The sequence below is a fragment of the Zobellia nedashkovskayae genome, from assembly GCF_015330125.1.
In the GTDB taxonomy this organism is placed as follows: domain Bacteria; phylum Bacteroidota; class Bacteroidia; order Flavobacteriales; family Flavobacteriaceae; genus Zobellia; species Zobellia nedashkovskayae.
Window position 1 is genome coordinate 893,905 of sequence record NZ_JADDXR010000002.1, and the last position, 21,638, is coordinate 915,542.

At 37.1% G+C, this 21,638-nt stretch carries 16 protein-coding genes and 1 tRNA gene; 10 read left to right on the forward strand and 7 right to left on the reverse strand.

Features of this window, described 5'->3' with window-relative positions; translation table 11 throughout:
* The first annotated feature begins 167 nt into the window (after nucleotides 1-167).
* The 3 genes from IWB64_RS03805 to IWB64_RS03815 all read left to right on the forward strand — a co-directional run bounded on the left by IWB64_RS03805 (nucleotide 168) and on the right by IWB64_RS03815 (nucleotide 6,061).
* Nucleotides 168-3,290 carry a SusC/RagA family TonB-linked outer membrane protein gene (locus IWB64_RS03805; protein ID WP_194532748.1) on the forward strand — a complete coding sequence of 1,041 codons (3,123 nt, stop codon included), beginning with the start codon at nucleotides 168-170 and terminating at the stop codon, nucleotides 3,288-3,290.
* A gap of 28 nt (nucleotides 3,291-3,318) precedes the next feature.
* Nucleotides 3,319-4,776: a SusD/RagB family nutrient-binding outer membrane lipoprotein gene (locus tag IWB64_RS03810; RefSeq protein WP_194532749.1), complete on the forward strand. Its 1,458-nt coding sequence runs from the start codon at nucleotides 3,319-3,321 to the stop codon at nucleotides 4,774-4,776.
* Nucleotides 4,777-5,017: 241 nt separating this feature from the next.
* Entirely contained in the window at nucleotides 5,018-6,061 is a 1,044-nt protein-coding gene (locus IWB64_RS03815) for a sugar phosphate isomerase/epimerase family protein (protein WP_194532750.1), read from the forward strand.
* Nucleotides 6,062-6,105: 44 nt separating this feature from the next.
* Here the strand turns inward: IWB64_RS03815 and rimM are convergent, their stop codons facing one another.
* Entirely contained in the window at nucleotides 6,106-6,636 is a 531-nt protein-coding gene (rimM, locus tag IWB64_RS03820; RefSeq protein WP_194532751.1) for a ribosome maturation factor RimM, read from the reverse strand.
* A 16-nt stretch (nucleotides 6,637-6,652) separates the two neighbouring features.
* Nucleotides 6,653-7,204, reverse strand: a complete 552-nt coding sequence (locus IWB64_RS03825) for a 30S ribosomal protein S16 (RefSeq protein ID WP_194532752.1) — start codon at nucleotides 7,202-7,204, stop codon at nucleotides 6,653-6,655.
* A 306-nt stretch (nucleotides 7,205-7,510) separates the two neighbouring features.
* On the opposite strand from IWB64_RS03825, the gene dnaE reads away from it, so the two are divergent.
* The 4 genes from dnaE (at nucleotide 7,511) to IWB64_RS03845 (ending at nucleotide 13,604) form a co-directional block, all read left to right on the forward strand.
* On the forward strand, nucleotides 7,511-11,950 hold the full coding sequence (dnaE, locus tag IWB64_RS03830) for a DNA polymerase III subunit alpha (protein WP_194532753.1): 4,440 nt from the start codon (nucleotides 7,511-7,513) through the stop codon (nucleotides 11,948-11,950).
* Nucleotides 11,951-12,089: 139 nt separating this feature from the next.
* On the forward strand, nucleotides 12,090-12,407 hold the full coding sequence (gene trxA, locus IWB64_RS03835) for a thioredoxin (protein WP_038237640.1): 318 nt from the start codon (nucleotides 12,090-12,092) through the stop codon (nucleotides 12,405-12,407).
* Nucleotides 12,408-12,528: 121 nt separating this feature from the next.
* A complete protein-coding gene (locus IWB64_RS03840) occupies nucleotides 12,529-13,458 on the forward strand; it encodes a DUF58 domain-containing protein (RefSeq protein WP_194532754.1) in 930 nt (309 codons plus the stop codon).
* A gap of 72 nt (nucleotides 13,459-13,530) precedes the next feature.
* A tRNA-Asp gene (locus IWB64_RS03845) sits at nucleotides 13,531-13,604 on the forward strand.
* 480 nt (nucleotides 13,605-14,084) lie between these two features.
* On the opposite strand, the gene IWB64_RS03850 is transcribed toward IWB64_RS03845, so the two are convergent.
* Both IWB64_RS03850 and IWB64_RS03855 read right to left on the reverse strand, forming a co-directional pair.
* Nucleotides 14,085-14,750, reverse strand: coding sequence for a DNA-binding response regulator (locus IWB64_RS03850; RefSeq protein WP_194532755.1), 666 nt, complete (start codon nucleotides 14,748-14,750; stop codon nucleotides 14,085-14,087).
* Nucleotides 14,751-14,762: 12 nt separating this feature from the next.
* Nucleotides 14,763-16,694, reverse strand: a complete 1,932-nt coding sequence (locus IWB64_RS03855) for a tetratricopeptide repeat-containing sensor histidine kinase (protein ID WP_194532756.1) — start codon at nucleotides 16,692-16,694, stop codon at nucleotides 14,763-14,765.
* A 358-nt stretch (nucleotides 16,695-17,052) separates the two neighbouring features.
* Between IWB64_RS03855 and IWB64_RS03860 the strand changes: the two genes are divergently transcribed.
* Complete coding sequence (locus IWB64_RS03860) at nucleotides 17,053-17,361, forward strand: T9SS type A sorting domain-containing protein (protein WP_194532757.1); 309 nt, start codon at nucleotides 17,053-17,055, stop codon at nucleotides 17,359-17,361.
* A gap of 222 nt (nucleotides 17,362-17,583) precedes the next feature.
* A complete protein-coding gene (locus IWB64_RS03865) occupies nucleotides 17,584-17,907 on the forward strand; it encodes a T9SS type A sorting domain-containing protein (RefSeq protein ID WP_194532758.1) in 324 nt (107 codons plus the stop codon).
* 129 nt (nucleotides 17,908-18,036) lie between these two features.
* Here the strand turns inward: IWB64_RS03865 and IWB64_RS03870 are convergent, their stop codons facing one another.
* Nucleotides 18,037-18,468, reverse strand: coding sequence for an FKBP-type peptidyl-prolyl cis-trans isomerase (locus IWB64_RS03870; protein ID WP_194532759.1), 432 nt, complete (start codon nucleotides 18,466-18,468; stop codon nucleotides 18,037-18,039).
* Between the two features lie 267 nt (nucleotides 18,469-18,735).
* Between IWB64_RS03870 and IWB64_RS03875 the strand changes: the two genes are divergently transcribed.
* Nucleotides 18,736-19,713 (forward strand): LuxE/PaaK family acyltransferase, encoded by a 978-nt coding sequence (locus IWB64_RS03875; protein WP_194532760.1) that lies wholly within the window; start codon nucleotides 18,736-18,738, stop codon nucleotides 19,711-19,713.
* On the opposite strand, the gene IWB64_RS03880 is transcribed toward IWB64_RS03875, so the two are convergent.
* Nucleotides 19,710-20,240 carry a hypothetical protein gene (locus IWB64_RS03880; RefSeq protein WP_194532761.1) on the reverse strand — a complete coding sequence of 177 codons (531 nt, stop codon included), beginning with the start codon at nucleotides 20,238-20,240 and terminating at the stop codon, nucleotides 19,710-19,712. The two genes, IWB64_RS03875 and IWB64_RS03880, sit on opposite strands and share 4 nt — an antisense overlap.
* An 86-nt stretch (nucleotides 20,241-20,326) precedes the next feature.
* Nucleotides 20,327-21,622 carry a tyrosine--tRNA ligase gene (gene tyrS, locus IWB64_RS03885; protein WP_194532762.1) on the reverse strand — a complete coding sequence of 432 codons (1,296 nt, stop codon included), beginning with the start codon at nucleotides 21,620-21,622 and terminating at the stop codon, nucleotides 20,327-20,329.
* Nucleotides 21,623-21,638 lie beyond the last annotated feature (16 nt).

Here is a 21,638-nt window from a genome sequence, read left to right on the forward strand (position 1 = left end):
AAAATCATCACTGAATATTCTCTTATAAAAAAATTAAATATCGGCTATTTACGCATTTGACAAATACGTTGATGTTGATGAGATTTTTTCAGCGAATTCTTTAATAACGTAAATTTTTGTTAAACATTTAACATAGTAACAAAGATTACCAATCTAACTATCTTAAAATGATGAAAAAACAAAAATTATTGTTTGCATTGTTCTCATTACTTGTAATGTACAATGCCACAGCCCAAACAAACACGATTACCGGAACCGTGTCCGACCACAATTCTCTTCCACTCCCAGGTGTTAATATTCTTGTACAAGGTACCACAACGGGAACACAAACAGATTTTGACGGAAACTACACCATTGAAGCAAGCGAAGGCCAAAGCCTGTTATTTACCTATATGGGTCAACGAGACAAAGTAATTACCGTAGAATCTGGCCAGATCATTAATGTTATGATGGAAGAAGATGCTCAGGCCTTGGACGAAGTAGTTGTTACGGCGCTTGGAATAAAAAGAGAAAAAAAGAGCCTAGGATTTTCCCAACAAAGTATTGCCGGTGAAGATATTGTAATGGGTAAAGAAACCGATATCAGTCAAGGTCTTGCTGGAAAGATCGCCGGTGTACAGCTGGTAGGCTCTCCCAGTTCTACTTATGAAGCATCTAATATAAGGTTAAGGGGAGAAGTAGGAGCGCTATATGTAGTTGATGGTATAAAAGTTAACTCCTCTAGTGACATTAACATGGAGGACGTTGCAAATATATCAGTGCTAAAAGGTATTGCAGGTACCGCTTTATATGGTCCCGAAGCCCGAAACGGAGCAGTAATAATAACCACCAAAACAGCAAAGAGTGGAGAAACCAAAGTTACCCTAGACGTTGCAACCTCTGTATCCAACCTTTACTTATTACCTGAATATCAAAATGAATACGGCGGAGGTTACACACAGTCATTTTCAGAATTAAATGGACAAAATATACCCAACTATTCTGCTGATGAATCATGGGGTCCTAAGCTTGATGGTACTTTAGTAAGACATTGGGACAGTTGGGTACCCGGAACTTCTGAATTTGGAAAACTAAGAGCTTGGTCTCCAACAACAAGTGATGTTCGCGATTTTTACAAAACGGGTGTCACTAAAAATATTACAATTGGCTTTTTAAAAGGTGGTGAAAATTATGATATTAAGACTACTATAAACAATCTCAACACCACGCTCATCAACCCTAATAACGATAGAAAGCAAACAACAATTTCCATGAAAGGGAATTACAACGTTACTGACAAACTTAAATTCAAGGGTGTTTTTAACTATCAATATAGATCTACTTTCAACAATCCTGAAACACGAGGATATGCCGGGAATTTTAATGAATGGTGGCAAAGACAATTAAATATTGACCGACTGAGAGACTATGAACAGAATGGTCAAATTGTTTCATGGAACATGAGATCATATGACAATCCAACACCTTTATATTGGGATTCACCCTATTTTGAAGTATATGAAAACATAAATAACGAAACTAAAAATGCAATTTATGGTAGTATAGGATTGGAATATGACATAAATGACAATTTGAAAGCACTAGTTGATCTAAGAAGAACTTTTGACTTAACCAACTTTGATGATAAACGCGCATGGGGAGGTTTATCTGTGCCATGGTTTCAAGAGCTCACTGAACAAAATAGCTTCACGGAAGCGTATGCCCAATTAAGTTATAACAAAAATTTTGGAGATATAGATGTCGTTTCTAGCGTAGGGGGACAAACAAACCAAAGAAAATATAAATGGTTAAGGGCAGAAACCGTAGGAGGATTACAAATACCGGGCTACTACAGCATTAATACTTCTGTAGACACTCCTGACTATGACAGAGACACGGAAGAGCAAAAATTAAATTCGCTCTTTGCATCTGCTTCAGTCGGATACAAAAGCATGCTTTATTTAGACGGTTCTTTTAGAAGGGATTGGGGATCAACAGCAACAGCAGATGACAATAAATTGAACACTTATGGGTTAACCGGTAGTTTTATTTTCTCCCAACTACTTAATCCTGGAGGTTTTGTCAGCTTTGGTAAATTACGTGCCGGTATTGGCCAAGCGCCTAGTTTCCCAGATGTTTATCAACTTCAAAGCTCCTACTCTATTTCTAATCCTTATGGCTCAAGCGTTGCATTAAGTGTTCCTGAAACATTGGCCAATCCATTATTAACCGGTGGTGTAAGGGAAGAAAAAGAAATTGGTATGGAATTAAAATTCCTTCAAAATAGATTTGGAATTGACTTTACCTATTTCACAAGGAATGACGAAAATCTTCCAACAGATCTCACCTTAACCGGAGCTACCGGCTATGCGGAAACGGTAGGTAACGGATCTATAATAGAGACCAAGGGCTGGGAATTAGCTTTAAATCTAGCTCCAATTAGAACGGATAATTTTAACTGGGACATAAATTTTAATATTTCCAATTTTGATAAAAAAGTAATAAAGATTAATGACATCGTATCATCCGTACAAGTTGCAGAAGGTAGAACTGCATATCTAGTACATGATGCAAATGACGATTGGGGAAATATTTATGGTTATAATGTAGTGACCAATGATGCCGGAGTACCCCTAATTAATAGCAATGGCCTTCGAGTGTATTCGGACAATTTTGAAAAAGTTGGTAATGTACAGGCAGATTTTAACGGGGGACTTATCAATTATTTTCGTTACAAGAACTTTAACCTAGGTATATCTATAGATTTTCAAGGTGGTGGCGAATACTATTCCGTCACTAGACAACTATTGGCCTATTCAGGTCTGGGAGACTTTACAGTTGGTGACAATAGCCTGGGCAACCCTCTAAGAGACCCTGTATTAGATGTTAGCGGCAATGAAGTTAACCAAGTACTAGCCTCAAATGTAGGAACTGGCTCTGGAGGTGTCCTTGTAGAAGGTGTAGATGAAGCTACAGGAAACCCTGTTTCTTATTATACAAGCTCATATTCCTATTTCAAGAGCATGAACAGAAAAGCGGGCGAGTGGATTTATGACGCCAGCTATGTTAAGCTTAGGCAATTGTCTCTGGGGTACAGTATTCCAAAAAAGACAATTGAAAAATTGCCTTTAGATGCAATCACGATTAACCTATATGCTAACAACTTATGGTTAATCTATTCAGAAATAGATGGTATTGACCCTTCTGAAATTGAGGCTTACAATAGTACTGATGACGATATTCGTTGGACAGAAAATGCACAAGACCCCAACCAAAGAACATTTGGCCTAGGTGTTAAACTCTCTTTCTAACTTCTCGTGAAACAAAACAACAAATATTATGAAAACATATTCTAAAATTATTCAACCTATCCTTTTATCCCTAGTATTTCTAGGGTGTGAAAATGTGGATTTTGGAGACACCAATTCAGACCCAGACGTTACCACAACGGTAGTCAGCAGCGGCTTACTAACTTTTGCAGAGCGCTACATAGGCGATGTTGTAACAGACGAAATGGGAGACCTATATACCCAACATATATCACAGATCACCTATACAGATGGCTCCAGATATACAGATTTAAGTGCAGACTCCGATTACTTATATCAAAACCCATTAATCAATTTAAAAACGATAATTGATTTTAACTCAGATGAGCAATATTCGCTTGAACAATCTGCTTACGGGTCCAACGCCAACCAAATTGCGGTAGCTAAAATTCTCATGGCCTACTATTACCAATTCATGACCGATCGGTGGGGAATGATGCCTTATACCGAAGCGCTTCAGGGAACTGAAAACACCTATCCTGTTTTTGATACTCAAGAAGCAATCTACGATGGGCTTTTTACCGATATTGATGATGCATTGGCTCTTATAGATGATGGAGCAGGACCAACTGGAGATATTCTTTTTGGAGGAGATATGGAGCGTTGGAAAAAATTTGCCAATACACTTAAATTGGTCATGGCCTTAAGACTATCTAACATCTATCCAGACCCTTCTGGTTATGCGGCCACAAAATTCAATGAGGCCGTCTCAGGTGCTATAAGCTCGCATGATGAAACTATTTATTATCCCTTCCTTTCGGACGACAATAATGACAACCCTTGGCAAGATAATTTTCAAACTCGTGAAGATTACGCTGTAAGCGATGTATTGATTGATAGATTAATTGATGACAACGACTCTAGAATTGCAGTTTATGCGGAGTTCACGAGAACATCCGTCTCTTTAGGGTCCCCTGAATATTTGGGTATGCCCTACGGTATTCCTAATTCTGAATGGTTGGCTGCAGACGTTTCTTTTATCTCTAGCGACGTTATTTATGAAAGTACTGCCCCAGGAATAATTTACAGCTATTCTCAAATTGCTTTTTCTTTGGCAGAAGCGGTACAACTTGGCTGGACAGGTGGTGACTCAAGTACTTATTTCGAAGAAGGAATAGAAGCTTCATTTGATTTATGGGACGCAGAAGATGCCGATACATATATTGCAGCAAATCCTTTGAGTACCGACCCTGAAACCGCAATGCAACAAATAGCTGAAGAAAAATGGAAAGCTCTTTACCTTCAAGGTTGGGAATCCTGGAGTGAGTGGAGAAGACTTGGCTATCCAGAACTTGAACCTGCAACGCTTCCCTTAAATGGAGATGACATTCCGGTTAGACAAGGCTACGACGTTGACTACCCAACAAATAATGCTGAAAATTACAAAGCGGCAGTAAGTGCTCAAGGGCCAGACAATCTAAATACAAATCTATGGTGGGACGTACCGCACCCTATAACTAAAAAATGATACTTTAGATTTCGATAATAATATCAAGGCCATGTTCTTTTTAGGACATGGCTTTTTTTCATTGAACATACCAAGGGTAATTCAGCAACCTTCATGTATCAAAAGACTAACAATATTTCGCAATGCAATATTTTGTAATTATATGCACAAAACTTGTCTTAAGAGTTGAAAATAGTTAATTTTCTAGAGATTTTTTCTATCTCTAGAATACAATTACAACTTAAACTAAAGACCTATTTAAATGCAGAACGATTCAAAGGCCGGAAGGCGTAAATTTTTGAAAAACACCCTAACGGTAGCAGCAGGCTCAACTCTGATTACCCCGTCTCTTTTTGGAGCTCCATCCATCTTAAAACATTATAACAAACCGAACTCTAAATTTAATGGAGTACAAATAGGCGTTATCACCTATTCCTTTAGAAGCATGGAGGACCAAAGTGCAGAAGCTACATTACAATATATTTTAGATTGCGGTATAAATGCCATTGAACTAATAGGTGACCCAGCAGAGACTTTTGCAGGAAGACCGGAAAACAAGTTGAATAGAACTGTGTTTTCTGGATTGATGAAGAAGAAACGAAGTGGAAGCATTACAAATGACGAAGCTAAAGAACTTGCAGAAATACAAGCGGAACAAGCCGCATATAACGCACAAGTTACCGAGTGGCGAAAAACTGCGGACATGAAAAGGTTTGAGAAATTCCGTAAAATGTATAATGATGCAGGTGTAGAAATATATGCCTTTAAGCCTAGAAATACATTTGGCAAGGATAATTCTGATGCAGATATTGATTGGGGAATGAAAACGGCAAAAGTTTTAGGAGCTAGTCACGTTACCGTAGAACATCCAAGCGATGATGCTACAACACTTAGGCTAGGAAATTTTGCCAAAAAACACGGTATCTATGTTGGCTATCATGGTCATGAACAACAAACTCCTACCTTATGGGATACCGCCTTAGAGCAATCAAAATACAATGCCTTAAATTTAGATTTAGGTCATTTTGTAGCTGCAGGAAACGCAGCTCCTTTAGATATTATAAAAAGTAAGCATGAGCACATTAAAAGTATGCATCTTAAAGACAGACAAACTCCTGAACATGGTAAGGGCAATTTAGTTTGGGGAAGTGGAGATACTCCGTTGCCAGCTGCTTTGCAATTAATACGTGATAACAAATATAATTTTCCGGGTACAGTAGAACTTGAGTACGATATACCAGAAGGTTCAAATGCCGTAGCAGAAGTTCAAAAGTGCTTGGCTTTCTGCGAGAATGCACTAAAATAAATTGGAATAAAATTAGGGGTAAGCCAGACTAAACCAAGTTTGGTTTATCCTAAATATAAGTCTACAAGACCCTCTGGAGTACTAACGTGAACTACCATATTATCGCGGTCAACTTTCTTCACGATTTCATCTATAATTGGTACCAAGATTTCTTTCCCGTCTTTTTCTATTTCAAAAATAGCTTGAGAGGTTGTATCGTTTACTCCGGTTACTTTGCCAATATTGCCATGAGTATCATCTATCACATCAAACCCAATAACCTCGTGAAAGTAAAACTTATCACCTTCTAATTTAGGCAAAGCTGTCAAGGGCAAATAAAGTAAGTGACCCATAATACGGTCAGCAGCTGCTTCATCTTTCACCTCTTCGAAATCTATTCTTAAAAGTGCTGATTTATGCAGGCGACATCTATCAATAAAAAATGGAACCAGTACATTGCCTTTCATCAAGACAAATACTGATTCCATATTTTCATAGATTTCAGGTTCATCGGCATCTAGTTTAACTAGTACCTCACCCTTAAAACTATATTTAGAAACGATCTTACCGAGGTAGAAACAATCTTCCTTACGCATTCGCTTCTAAATTTATTTATTCTTCTTCTTTAGAAGCTTCTGCCTCTACAGATGGAGCCTCTTCAGTTGCTGCAACTTCTGCCTCTGCTTCTTCACCTTCCGGTGCTTCTGGCAATGCGGCTTCAGCAGCTGCTTGTGCTCTCTTTTCGTTTACTTCTTTTTCAGCTTTCAAAGCTTCTGCTTTAGCATCAGCTTTCGCTTGGTCTAAACCACCAACTTTAGAAGCAATCTTACCTTCTTTTTCTTCTAACCAAGCAGTGAATTTTTCTTCAGCTTGCTCTTCGGTTAATGCACCTTTACGAACACCACCTAGTAAGTGATGCTTTAAAAGCACACCTCTATAAGAAAGAATTGCCTTAGCTGTATCAGTTGGTTGTGCACCGTTTTGTAACCACTTTACTGCGTCATCTATTTTTAATTCAATAGTAGCAGGGTTAGTGTTTGGGTTATAAATACCCAATTTTTCTAAGAATTTACCATCTCTTTTAGCTCTTGCATCTGCAGCAACTATCCAATAAAATGGTTTTCCTTTTTTACCGTGTCTTTGTAATCTAATTTTAACTGGCATATCACATTAATTTGTAGGGTGCCCGACCCTTGTTATTAATTCTTTTTAAAATCTTCCCTTTAAAAGGGGTGCAAATATAGAATTTCTTTTTGAGGTAATCCTACTTGTTTTAAATAAAATATGACCCGCTTCCATTTTTTTTCAAAGATAAGCGCAATTGAACATAACCTACACGCAATGAACTGTTTGTTCACAAATAATCTACCTCTATATCATTCGTTAATAACTCTTAACAACTCATTGACTTTATAAGTGTTCTTTTTGTTTAATTTTATAGTCTCTTTTCGAGCTCAAACACAAACCTCTATGTACCTTATTTTTGATACGGAAACCACCGGTCTTCCAAAAAACTGGAACGCCCCTTATACCGACACTGATAACTGGCCACGCTGTATACAGATAGCTTGGCAGTTGCATGACGATATGGGCCGATGTATTGAACATGAAGATTACCTAGTGCGTCCGGACGGCTTTAACATCCCTTATGATGCCGAGCAAATTCATGGCATTTCTACGGAATTAGCTGAACAGAAAGGCATTTCACTATCTGAGGTTTTAGAGAAATTTAACATAGCCATGTCAAAAACAAAATTTGTCGTTGGGCAAAATGTTGGTTTTGACTTAAACATTATGGGTGCGGAATTTCACCGTATGGGTGTAGAGAATCCGTTGCAAGAACTTCCTGTTTTAGATACTTGTACTGAGCAAACGGCAAAATTATGTCAAATACCTGGCGGACGTGGTGGCAAATTCAAGCTTCCTACACTAACGGAATTGCATCAATTTTTATTTGGCAAGCCTTTTGGCGAAGCTCACAATGCCACTGCCGATGTTGAAGCAACTACACGTTGCTTTCTAGAGCTCATCCGCAAGCAGCAATATACCGCTGAGCAATTAGATGTTAAACCCGATTATTTCAAGAATTTCTCGGAAGCTAATCCGCAAGAGATTCAGCTCATCGGTCTTAAACATATCAACCTAAAAAAAGCATCGAAAAAAATAGCCGATGCGCTTTGGGATAAAGATACGGGTGGAATTTCCCAAGAAGAAATTAAAGAAAACTTAGCTACACTAGAGTCCGCTAGTTTTTCTCATTTACACAATCATACTCAGTTTTCTATACTTCAGTCCACGATAAGCGTACCTAATTTAGTAGCTGCTGCCGCTAAGGCAAAAATGCCTGCCGTGGCCATGACAGATCACGCGAATATGATGGGAGCCTTCCATTTTGTAAATGGTGTTCTTAATCATAACAAAGGCGTGGTTTCTCGTAACAAAGAAAACTTAAAGCGTTATGAGGCTACCCAAAACGGAACTCTTGAAGAAGGGCAAGAGCCTTTAGATGTATTACCGGAACCGGAATTGGAAATTACCCCTATTATTGGTTGCGAGTTTCAAGTTTGTGAAGACCACACCAATAAATCGCAAAAAGATAACGGGTATCAAATTGTTATGCTTGCAAAAAGCAAAAAAGGATACCTGAATCTGGCGAAAATGTCTTCTATTGCCTTCGTAAGTGGAAAATACTACGTACCGCGGATTGATAAAAAAGTCATAGAGCAGTACAAAGAGGATGTCATGGTCCTTACTGGAAACCTATATGGTGAGGTACCAAGCAAAGTATTAAATATTGGTGAGCATCAAGCAGAAGAGGCTTTAATCTGGTGGAAAGAAACCTTTGGTGACGATTTATACATAGAAATCATGCGCCACGGTCAAGAAGATGAAGACCGGGTAAACCAAGTATTGATTCAATTTGCCAAAAAACATAATGTAAAACTAGTAGCCACCAACAACAATTACTACGCAGAAAAAGAAAATGCACATGCGCATGATATTCTTTTGTGTGTTAAAGATGGTGAAAAACAAGCTACACCAATTGGTCGTGGTCGCGGGTATAGATACGGATTGCCTAACCAAGAATACTACTTCAAGTCTTCGGACCAGATGAAGGAGCTATTCAAGGACATTCCAGAAGCAATCATCAATATTCAAGAAATTGTAGACAAAGTTGAAACGTTTACACTAGCCCGAGATGTATTATTACCTGCTTTTGATATTCCAGAGGAATTTCAATTTGAAGAAGATAAACTAGACAATGGCAAGCGTGGTGAAAACAAATTTTTACGCCACATTACCTACGAAGGTGCCAAAAAAAGATATGGTGAAATAACACCCGAAATTGATGAGCGATTAGACTTTGAGCTTAAAGTAATTGAAAAAACCGGTTACCCTGGTTATTTCTTGATTGTGGAAGATTTCATTAGGGCCGCAAGAGCAATGGATGTTTCCGTAGGTCCTGGGCGTGGATCTGCAGCAGGTTCTGCTGTTGCTTACTGTTTATGGATTACCAATTTAGACCCAATTAAGTACGATCTGCTTTTTGAGCGTTTCTTGAATCCGGATCGTGTGTCTATGCCCGATATTGATATTGACTTTGATGACGAAGGGCGTGGTCGTGTTATGGACTATGTAATCGACAAATATGGTTCAAATCAAGTAGCACAGATTATCACTTATGGTACCATGGCTGCTAAATCTGCCATTAGAGATACGGCTCGTGCGTTAGATTTGCCTTTGCAAGATTCAGATCGCATGGCGAAGCTAATACCCGATATGTCTAAGCTGAAAAAGATAATTGGGGTCGATGAAAAAATCTTAAGAGCGAAATTTAGGGCAGAAGATTTAGTGAAGATTAATGAACTTTTGGCAATTTCTGAGGGCGATGGTCCTGAAGCAGAAACATTGAATCAAGCTTATATTCTTGAAGGGTCTGTTCGTAATACAGGAATACACGCTTGTGGAGTTATTATTACACCTGATGATATTACGAAGTTCGTTCCGGTAGCTTTGGCCAAAGATTCTGAAATGTATTGTACCCAATTTGATAACTCGGTCGTAGAAGATGCCGGTTTATTAAAAATGGATTTCTTGGGATTAAAGACGCTAACCTTAATTAAGGATACCGTTAAAATCGTAAAAGCCAAACACGGAGTTGAGTTAGACCCAGAGAATTTTCCGTTAGATGATATAAAAACATACGAGCTCTTTCAAAGAGGAGAAACTGTTGGCGTGTTCCAATATGAATCTCCTGGAATGCAGAAACACATGAGGGCGTTAAAACCTACCGTTTTTGCAGATTTAATCGCCATGAACGCCTTGTATCGTCCTGGTCCGATGGAATACATACCAAGTTTCATTGCTCGTAAACATGGTACTGAAGAAATTGTTTATGACCTTGAAGCCTGTGAAGAATATTTAGCAGAAACCTATGGTATTACCGTATACCAAGAGCAAGTGATGCTACTATCGCAAAAATTGGCCGACTTTACAAAAGGTGAAGCCGATGTCTTGCGTAAGGCGATGGGTAAAAAACAAAAGCACGTACTAGATAAAATGAAGCCAAAGTTCATTGAACAAGCTTCTGCCAAAGGACATGCCGTTGATAAATTAGAGAAAATTTGGAAGGATTGGGAAGCATTTGCGGCCTATGCCTTTAACAAATCCCACTCCACCTGCTACGCTTGGATCGCATACCAAACCGCATATTGCAAGGCCCACTACCCTGCCGAATATATGGCTGCGGTATTGAGCAATAATATGAACGACATTAAGCAGGTAACATTCTTCATGGAGGAATGCAAACGTATGGGGCTTGATGTTCTAGGACCAGATGTAAATGAATCCTACTACAAATTTGCGGTAAACGATGCCGGTGCTGTTCGTTTTGGAATGGGTGCCGTTAAAGGAGTTGGTCGTGGCGCAGTAGAAACCATAGTTGAACGTAGAAAAGATGAAGACGGTCCGTTTAAGTCTGTTTTTGATTTCGCAAAGCGAATAGATTTACGTGCCGCCAATAAAAAAGCATTCGAAAGTTTAGCTGTTGCCGGCGGGTTCGATTCTTTTGGAGATACCCATAGAGCCCAATATTTTCATGATGAGGGCGATGGAGTCACATTTTTAGAAAAAACAATAAAGTATGGCGCCAAATTTCAAGAAAGCGAAAACTCTAGTCAAGTGAGCCTTTTTGGCGAGGCTAGTGATGTACAAATACCAGAACCCGTTGTGCCACCTTGCGAGGAATGGGGTACTATGGAAAAACTACGTCGTGAAAAAGAAGTGGTAGGTATTTATATTTCTGGCCATCCTTTGGACGATTTTAAAACAGAAGTAAATGCCTTCTGTAATGCTTCACTTTCCGATTTAAACAATCTTGAAACCGTTGTTAATCGTGAATTAGCCTTTGCCGGAGTTATTACGGATGTACAGCATCGTGTGTCCAAAAACGGAAAGGGCTGGGCACTTTTCACTGTAGAAGATTATACAGAATCATTTGAATTCAGGATTTTTGGTGAAGAATACCTAAGGTTCCGCCACTTCCTTATGATTAATTCATTTGCCTACATTAAAGTTTTTGTCAAAGATGGATGGACGAACAGGGATACCGGCAAAAAAGGAGACCCTCGTATTCAGTTTAATAGTTTTATGTTACTTCAAGAGGTAATGGAAACCTATGCCAAAAAACTTACAATCAAACTAAATATTGATGATTTAAAGGAAGAAAATATTCACCAATTAAAAGAAACCATTGTTTCTCACCAAGGCAACCACCCTCTTAACTTCATAGTATATGAAATGGAAGAAGAGATAAAAGTAAGCCTAACGAGTAGAAAACAAAAGGTTCAGATAAGCAGCGAGCTATTAGCAACCCTAAAAGAAAACGAGGTACACTATAAACTGAACTAGGCTAACCTCTTATATGTCCAATACCAATTTTAACCCTATAAATTACATTGATAGCACAATAGCTAAAAGCAATGTATCGTTAGTAAGGAAACAGGCATATATTTGACTAACTTTGTACAATATTTAAAAACAGAAAATCATGGCATTAGAAATAACAGACGCTACTTTTGACGAAGTAGTATTAAAAAGTGACAAACCAGTAGTAGTTGATTTTTGGGCAGCATGGTGTGGACCATGTAGAATGGTAGGCCCTATCATTGAAGAGGTTAGTTCAGAATACGAAGGCAAAGCCGTTGTAGGTAAAGTAGATGTTGATGCAAATCAAGAATTTGCTGCCAAGTACGGTGTGCGTAACATTCCAACTGTATTGGTATTTAAAAATGGTGAGATTATTAACCGTCAGGTTGGAGTTTCTCCTAAGAAAGTATACACAGACGCGATTGACGCAGCTTTATAATATTGTTTTCCCTTAAAAAGGGAGCTATAGAAAAAAATCCCGCTTTTAGTGGGATTTTTTTGTGCCCAAAACTGACGCTTCCCTCAATTTTAGTTTTAGCTTTAATGCCTATCTTAGTAATATGAACCTGCAATCCGAATTAAATAAAACTTCACTTTTCTCAAATTTAGAGCTTTTAGCCAACCAGGTAGTGGAAGGTTTTATTAGTGGTATACACAAGAGTCCGTTTCATGGATTTTCAGCGGAATTTGCAGAGCATAAGATTTATAACGATGGCGAAAGCACAAAGCATATAGACTGGAAGCTTTTTGCGAAGACAGATAAATTGTACACCAAAAGGTATGAAGAAGAGACCAACTTAAGGTGTCATATGATACTGGACAGTTCAGCCTCTATGTATTACCCGGAAGTAAAGGATTTATCGGCCACCAATTTGAATAAAATCGGTTTTGGGGTGTTAGCCATTGCCGCCTTGATGAACATTCTTAAAAAACAGCGAGACGCCGTTGGACTAAGTGTGTATTCGGACAGCTACAACTTTTACTCTCCTGAAAAGGGAAGTGAAAGGCACCATCAAATGCTATTAGCAAAATTGAGTGAAATTAGCTTGGATACCAAACCGGCCAAACAAACGGAAACTTATACCTATTTACACCAAATAGCGGAAAATATAAAAAGAAGAAGCCTAATTTTTCTTTTTACGGATATGTTTCAAAATTCCGAAAATGATGAAAAAATATTTGATGCCCTCAGACATTTAAAATACAACAAGCACGAAGTAGTATTGTTTCACCTTTTAGATAAATCTACAGAGTACCATTTTGATTTTGACAATGCACCCAAACGTTTTTTAGACGTAGAGACTGGAGAGCATATAGATTTGTACTCCAGCAATATAAAAGAAGCTTACGAACGCAGTGTCACTTCCTATTTTGAAGATTTGAAACTAAAATGCGCCCAGTACAAGATTAAATATGTAGAGGTTGATGTAAAGGGAGATTTCTCCAAAATACTCAACACCTATTTAGTAGAGCGAAAGAAATTTGTATAATGATGAAATTTTTATTGAAAATTGTTTGTGCAATTGAAAATGCGGTGTATATTTGCACTCGCTAAACGCCACGGTCTGGTAGTTCAGTTGGTTAGAATACCTGCCTGTCACGCAGGGGGTCGCGGGTTCGAGTCCCGTCCAGACCGCGAAAAGCCTTCAACGCAAGTTGGAGGCTTTTTTAGTTTTAAAATATAATGATTAGTTGATTATATTTTATTCTGGTCCAGAATCTTTATAAAGACCAAACCTGCAAAATTCAATGTTCCCCCAAACATCTCTTAAACAGGCCGGTCTATATCTTAATTAAATTTTATATTGAGTAGATCACTTTTTAAAACACCGCATACAGATATTAGATTGGGCATGATTTTTTAACTTCAAGAATTGCAAAACCACGTAGTAGGATATCTTAAATCGGTCGTATTTATCATAAATGCTAGCAAATTGCAGTCTTGCTTATGTACATCATTACCTTCATTGGATTGCGCTGTATCGTTAACATAGTATTTAGCTATTTATCTGTTTGGCTAGACCAAAACTACCACCATAAAAAGATAACCCCTTACAGATATCCGTAAGGGGAGTGAATTTTTAAATAAATAGCGGAGAAACAATAAGACAAAACCTTAGATCCTACCCTGCTTAATAAGTTTTGCAATAAGATGGTGGGTGTTTTTTGCCCCAAAGGCATCAAACAAACGGCTTACTTTTTTATCAATAGTACTCTCACTATTAGGAGAAATATTTTGGTTCTTAAGTTTTTCTGAAATCTCCTTTTTGGTAAAGCCTTCAGCTAAATCCTGTAAAATCAGAAGGTCATATTTATCCAATTCAAAAAGAGCATTGGTACTGTTCAGGTTAATTTGAGGTGAGACATAGGTTCTGTTTTGATGCACTTCTTGAATTGCTATAACAAGTTCGTTGAGCCCGTTACGTCCTTTACAGACATAACCGTTTATTTTTTGATCTTTAAAAAGAGGATTAATCTCTGCCGGGTTATCTATCATTGAATTCACAATGATTTTTACATTGGGGTCTACTCTCCTAATGGCCTTAATAAGGGATTGTCCAGAAGTTAATCTACGAGCCACAGGGCCTTCTTTAAAAGACAGGTCTGTTACTAACAATTCATACGGCTCGTTTTGATCAAAAGCTAGCTTAAACCTATTGTAAGCTTTATCACAATACAGCTCCTCTTGTATCTCTTCTATCTGAAGTCTATCTTCAAGAGTATTTACAATGCCTTTGTTGGTGTCTTGAAAGTCTTCTGCAATCAGTATTTTTTTGAACATAGTCTGCACTATTTAATTCGGTATTTCAACTTGGGCTTTAAAACCTTCACCCTTCTCTGAATCAAAAGTAAGACTTCCATTAATGGCTAGAATACGCTTTTCTGTATTCCATAGACCATTTTTATTATTCAAGCTGTTTTTTGCAGCACCTTTACCATTATCATTATAACTGATTTTCAACTTAGCCTTAGTTTGTTCAAAATGTATTGAAACAATAGAAGCTCCGCTATGTTTTTGCATATTTATCATAAACTCCTGAAGCACCTTATAAAGCGTTTTCTTTGTTAGAGCAGTAAGTTTGACCCAATCTACTTCTGAGCTACCAGTAACTATTAGTTGCGTATCTCTACAATAATTACCTAACATACCAAAAAGAACTTCTTTGAATTTAGGCCCAGTGTCTACATCGTTTATTTTCCTAGAAAAATCCCTACTTTGACTATAAAGACTATCTACTACATTAAGCACCTTGGAATTATCGGACCCGGTTTGAAGCAAAACCATCGCATGATTTAGTTTGCCTGCAAAATCATCATGCAGCTTTCTTGAAAGTTCTGCCTCGGTTTCATAAATAGCTTCCATTTTTGAAGTCCTATTCTCCTGCTTTAAACGCTTGGTTCTCTGAATTGAAAAGAATATTGCAAATACTGAAATGAGTAGAAGTAAAGCCAAACTAGAAAAAGAAATGATTTTTTGGTTGCGCTCTTTCTCTACTTCTAATTGGCGTTCTGCATTTTCCTTCTCTAAATTAAGAATAGACTCTTGCTTAAGCTTATCATCATATCTGTATTTGGCAAATTGAGTCTTTACTTTCAGCTCTTGGTTATATAGACTATCCTGTAAAAACGCATAACGATTCCTTACATGAATGTTAGCAGGTTCCAGTTCCATTAACAGCTTTAAAACATCCTTTTCTGCACGAGGTATGTTTAAAGGCTTTGCTATTTGTAGTACTGAATCAAAATAAGTGCTTGCTTTTCTAGGGTTATCATTACTATAAAATTCACCCAAGTGTGTATAACTAGCGATTTGCCCTCTTCTATCCTTTTTTTCAACTCTTAATTTTAACGGTTCTTCAAACTCATAGCTCTCAATAGACAAACCTGACAACCATTTTGCATAAGCCAGGTTATCTTGAATACGCGCATATTCTATTTGATTTGCAGTGGCCGTAGAATCCCGCTCTATTTTCTGAAGTAATATAATAGCCTTTTGAAACTCCTTATTATCAATATAACTGGCCGCCAAATTATTTTCGTAAATGATTCTGTCCTTTATGGATTCTGTTATCTTAATTGCTTTTTGATAATAACCCACAGCATCGGAATAGTTCAATAATTTCCTGTGGTTTGTTGCCAAGGTATTGTAACAATTGGCTATTTTACCCGGTGCTTTCAAGAACCTTAAAGCATCTGTTAGCGTTTCTTTGCTACCAAAAAAGTCATTATTATTCTTTTGGATGATACCTATATTCATGAGATTTTCACCAATCTGCGCACTATCATTTACCCTTGTATAATATTCCTTAGAATCCGAATAATTTTCAACAGCCTTAAAGTAATCATGCTTTACTTCCGCAAAATAATAACCTCTTAAATAATAGTGCTCCGCTAAAAGGGATGTTTTATCAATTTCAGATCTATTACGTAAAAGTAGATTACTATAGAATAGAAGACTATCATATTGGCCAGAGGTAAAATGAAGCAGGCTTTTTTGATCAAGCACATACCCATAAAGAGAATCTGAAACCAACCCTTTTAATATCTGATACGATTTATCTATAGCTTTTTGCCTTTCCTGAATTGAGAGTGATTTATTTTTTGAGCTATTGTAATACACAAGTGTACTATCCAGAGTAGTTCCAACCTTTTTAGCTCCACTTTCATTTTTAGAAGTACAGGATACTAGTAAACAACAAAAAACTAAATACAAAAACTTATTCAAAAGCAGAGGTAATTGTGAGGTCTAACTAAAAAAGCTAAACTCTAAAGTAGGGCTCAAATTAGTGAAATTAATCGTCTTTTATTTAAAGTACATAGATATGATTTTAACAATAAATTGTTTTGATGGTTAATTTTGAATCTAACTTACACTTTAATAGTGGGATATATTGAGTAACCAAAAGCCACGCTTCTAAAATAGCAAGAACACCTCTAATCCAAAACGATAGTTACTTGAATTAGAACCATTTATCGCTTTAAAATAACCTAACATACATGTTTTCCTGCTTTTTAAAATTTGCACAAACGATCAAAATAAAGATTTCGTATATTTGTGGTATATTATTTGCTCACATAACCATATGAAGCACTTTTACTTACTAATTACTTTCTTATGTATTTCCTTTTCCTATGGGCAAGAATCCCAGAGCAATGGCGATATTAAAGATTTTAAACTTTACCCAAATCCCGTAACTAACGGAAAGGTATATGTTAGCACCTCTGATTCCTCACCAAAACAAATTTTAATTTATGATGTTTTGGGCATGCAGGTTTTAGAAACCAAAATAATTGGTGATGAATTAAATCTTTATGATTTAGATACCGGTGTATACGTTCTACGTGTTTACCAAAACAATAAAGTGGCTACGAGAAAACTAATTGTTAAGTAGTTCAACACTTTCTCTCTCTCTCTCTCTCTCTCTCCAAAGCACCACCTTCAGGCTATAATATTCATTCATTTAGGACAAATACCTGTCGATGAATGGTAACAAAAAAGCGATGAATGAAACCTAACATGCCATTCACCAACAACTAGACCACTTTCACAACATTTTATAACACCTACAGCACCCTTTAGTTACCTTTAAACTGTTGACCCCAAATCAATAGTTATGCGCGCTACCTACTTTTTGCTTTTAATGGTATTTACCATTAATATGTCTGCCCAGGATTCATATGATTTTCAAAATCAAAAAAAAGAAGAAATTCCGGGTTTTAAGCTTTACCCCAACCCTGCTTTTAACGACATGGTGAATGTCATTACAAGAGACAATCAACTTAAACAGATTAAAGTTTACGATGTATTCGGTAAAATTGTACTTACCCAACAAATTTCCAAAAGCAATCTAAATATCTCTAGACTCATACCCGGGGTTTATGTAATGCAGGTAACTGAAAACAAAAAGACAAGTAACCGAAAGCTCGTCGTAAAATAATAGCAAATAAAAAAGGCCCCCTCTCGGGAGCCATTTTAATTCAATCAAAAAATAAATATTCTTAATTCCTCTCAATAAATCTCTTTGCAGCATATTGCTCAAAAAAATTATCAATGAGAAGATTTATTTCTATAATATCTCAACTACTTCTAAGTCAAAGATAAGATCTTTACCGGCTAAAGGGTGATTACCATCAACCACAACACTTTCTTCTTTTACATCAGTTACAAGTAGGTTAATCTCTTGTCCGCTTTGAGTTTGAGTAACAAGACCCATACCAACTTTTGGCTCAACGTCCTGTGGCAATTGACTTTTAGGAACTTCTTGGATCAACTCTGCCTTAGGCTCTCCGTAAGCTTCCTCTTTAGGAATATTCACGGTTTTTTTCTCGTTGACCTTCATATCAATAAGACCTTTTTCAAAACCTGGTATTAACTGACCTTGACCCATTGTAAATTCAATAGGCTCTCCTCTTTCTACAGAACTATCAAAAACTTCTCCTGTAGCCAGTTTACCTGTGTAATGTACTTTTACTTTATCGTTCTCTTTAACTTGACTCATAATATCATTTTAAAAAAACAGCAAAATGCTATTTTATAGCTATTACCACAAAGGTACAGGTATATAACCGGTTACAAAATCTTTAACCCCAGCCTCACTGGTATTAAGAAAAAATTAACATATTCTAATGTGTTGTATATAGAAATTAACATCTATTGATGCATCACGGAAGTACTTCTTGAACTTAATCAAAATTAACCACTTTTACCCATGTTCTTTATTTTCTACGGAAAAGGTTATTACTATTTTTGCAAAAGCAATATGATTATGAACGGTAGCGAAATTTTTAAAATTAATTCAACGAGTGAATTTGATGTACAGGCTCTTAAAGTTTATAGACATCAATATCTCCATAATGCCGTGTACCAGGAATTTTGCTCGTACTTCAGAAAAACAGAAGAGAATGTGACTCAAGTTTCCGAGATACCCTTTTTGCCTATTTCCTTTTTTAAATCGAAAGAAATTATTTCTGGAGAGAAGAATCCCGTAGCTATTTTTACAAGTAGTGGAACCACCGGAAGCGAAACCAGCAAACATTTTGTAAACCGAATTGCGCTCTACGAACAGAGTTTCCGAGAGGCATTTGAACATTTCTACGGAAAAATTGAAGACTATTGCGTTCTGGCCTTGCTACCTTCCTATCTTGAAAGAGAAGGGTCATCACTCATCTACATGGTAGATGATATGATTAAACAAAGCAAACACGTTGATAGTGGGTTTTACCTTAATGACCTTGATAGTTTACGAAAGAAATTGACCCAACTGGATGCAAGAGGTCAAAAAATACTGCTTATAGGGGTTTCTTTTGCCCTTTTGGATATGGTTGAAACACACCCGCTACAACTAAAGAATACTATTATTATGGAAACTGGGGGTATGAAAGGCCGTAGAAAAGAACTAATTCGAGAAGAGCTTCATGACATTCTTAAAGCAGGCTTTGGCGTACCGGTTATACATTCAGAATATGGTATGACAGAACTATTATCTCAAGGCTACTCAAAAGGAAACGGTATTTTTAAAACTCCCCCTTGGATGAAAATCCTCATACGCGATACCGAGGATCCACTAGCCTTTCAAGACCACAAAAAAACGGGAGGTATAAACGTCATAGACTTGGCTAATATTGATTCTTGTGCATTTATTGCCACACAAGACTTAGGTAAAACCTATGCCAACAATACTTTTGAGGTACTGGGGCGTTTTGATCATTCCGATGTTAGAGGATGTAATTTAATGGTACTCTAAAGGCCCAATATTTTAGCATCTACAAAGAACGTTGTGTTCACATCAATCTCATGATCTGTAGCAATCAACTCATCCGTAACGGTGTTCATTCTAAGATTAAAATTGTCTTTTTTGATGTATTCTTTTAAATCAACATCCAAGACATCTACATCCAATACATCACCTACATTTTCATCTACTACTTCTTTTGAAGCTATCATGATTTCATCAAGACCATCTGCAGAAATATAGACTTCTAAAGACTCAAGAAAACTAAAATCGCTATCATCTGGCGACGTAATCTCCAGCTGAAGCTTTGTTAACTTAATCTCTTCTATAAGGTCTTTACGTGTGTCGTTTACTTCAAACTGAGAATCTGAGTTGGTTTCCATGTCCGGAGTGAACATATCAAACGGAAGATCTATAACAGCAGAAGCGGGAATAGTAACCTGACTCTTATAATCAAGATTAAATTTGGTAAGCTCATCTAACTTATCGCAAGAAACAAGTGCAGAAAAAACGGTAAGAATCAGTAAAAATTTGCGCATCTATTTGGGTTTGAAAAATGTTACTCCTTAGATAACGTCTTTCAAACCCAACTTAGTCTACTTATGTAGTTAATAATCTAAACGGGCTATTTAACAACTAAAACAAAATAGTTCTTCTTACCACGTTGCAACAACACAAACTTGCCGTTGATCAAATCATCTTCGGTAATCAGGTAGTCGTTCTTTACTTTTTCTTTATTTACTGAAATAGAATTTTGCTTTAACTCTCTTCTTGCCTCACTATTTGAAGCCAAAAATCCTGTTTTATCAGCCAATGCACCAATCATATCTAATCCTGATGTAAGTTCTGACTTAGAAATTTCCGCCTGAGGAACACCATCAAAAACATCTAAAAATGTCTTTTCATTTAAGCCTTTAAGGTCTTTAGATGTTGACTTCCCAAAGAGAATATTACTGGCCTTTTGGGCATTTTCCAAATCTTCTTGAGAATGTACCATCACAGTAATTTCCTCAGCAAGACGTTTCTGTAAAACGCGCATGTGAGGCGCTTCTTGATGCTCCTTTATCAACTCATCAATTTCCTCTTTTGAAAGAAATGTAAATATTTTAATATACTTTTCAGCATCTACATCTGACGTATTCAACCAATATTGATAAAACTTATATGGTGATGTTCTTTCGGAATCTAACCAAATATTACCGCCTTCTGTCTTCCCAAACTTGGTGCCATCTGCCTTTGTAATTAACGGGCAGGTTAAAGCATAGCCTTTTCCGCCACCTATTCTCCGGATTAATTCAGTACCAGTAGTAATATTCCCCCACTGATCACTACCACCCATTTGTAACGTACAATTATGGTTTTGGTACAAGTATAAGAAATCATAACCTTGTACCATTTGGTAGGTAAACTCGGTAAAAGACATCCCCTCTTTAGATTCTGATGAAAGTCTCTTTTTGACCGAATCTTTGGCCATCATATAATTAACGGTAATATGTTTACCCACGTCCCTAATGAAATCCAAAAACGAGAAATCTTTCATCCAATCGTAATTATTGACCAAGATGGCAGCATTATCTGCTTCACCATCAAAATCTAAAAATCGCGATAATTGTCCTTTTAAGGCTTCTTGATTATGTCTAAGAGTAGGCTCATCTAATAGGTTACGCTCTGCAGATTTCCCAGAAGGGTCTCCGATCATACCTGTAGCACCACCAATAAGCGCATATGGCTTATGGCCTGCCAACTGAAAATGACGTAACATCATCACCCCCACCAAGTGGCCTATATGTAATGAATCTGCAGTTGGATCAATACCAACATAAGCAGATTGCATTTCATTCATTAGGTGTTCTTCGGTTCCCGGCATTGCGTCATGCAACATGCCTCTCCATTTTAATTCTTCTACAAAGTTTGAAGTCATGTCCGTTTAATCTGAA